Origin of the sequence: Haloferax sp. Atlit-6N (assembly GCF_003383195.1) — an archaeon.
Lineage (GTDB): Archaea > Halobacteriota > Halobacteria > Halobacteriales > Haloferacaceae > Haloferax > Haloferax gibbonsii.
The window spans coordinates 1-772 of the sequence record NZ_QEQJ01000039.1 but is presented as its reverse complement, the minus strand read 5'-3'; the positions used below and the strand labels follow the sequence as shown (position 1 = coordinate 772).

The 772-nt window shown below is 66.2% G+C and carries 1 protein-coding gene; it reads right to left on the bottom strand.

Annotated features, from left to right (window positions below):
- Positions 1-51 precede the first annotated feature (51 nt).
- On the bottom strand, positions 52-772 hold a 721-nt coding region (locus DEQ92_RS21025; RefSeq protein WP_233516925.1), incomplete at its 5' end, for a hypothetical protein.

Here is a 772-nt window from a genome sequence, read left to right as displayed (position 1 = left end):
CGTCCGCGACGCCGCCCGGTTCGTAGGCCCCGCCAGCGTACGGGTCGCGGCTCATATATTGACCCCCACATTAGACAAACCGACGTTCAGCGCGCTGTTATCGTCGCTTTCGTCTGCCTCGTTGTCTCCCGCGTCGTCGAGCAACGAGCCATCGAAGCCAAGCGAGAGCGACGGTCCTGCCGCGCTGCCGCTCGCGCCCACGCCCGCCCCTGCTCCGAGGTTGAGACCGCCAGCGCCGAAGTCAAGCAACTCGTTGCCTTCGGCGGCTGACATCCGCGCCATCTCGGAGACAACGCGCTCGTCTCCGACGGGACGCAGCCCGCCGCGGCTCGGCGAGCCGATCGCCGCAGATCGTGCCGCCCGCGTGCCGATGTTGTCGCGACTGGAGTCCATCTCTGGCGCCCCATCCGTCGCGATCGTCGCTGCAGCGAGGGCTTGCTTCACCGCTGCTCGGGCGTTTTTGTCTTTCAGCTTCTCTTTCTGGATATCCGTGAGTTCGCTAATGCGCTCGGACGCAGCTCGTTTTGCCTGTTGGACACGACTGCGCTGTGGGCCGCCAGAGACGCGCTCAACCGCTTCGTCGTCGACCTCGGTCTCTGCGGCGTCGACGCCCTCACGATCGTCACCGTACGCTCGCGCGTCGATACCTTTTCGGCCGTCCGACTCGCGACTGACTTTCTCCCGGGCGGCCTGCACAGCCGCGCGAACGCGAGAGCCGCTATTCTCGCTCTTTCGGCGCCGTTGGCCGACAGTCCGGCGGTTAGCCATCTTC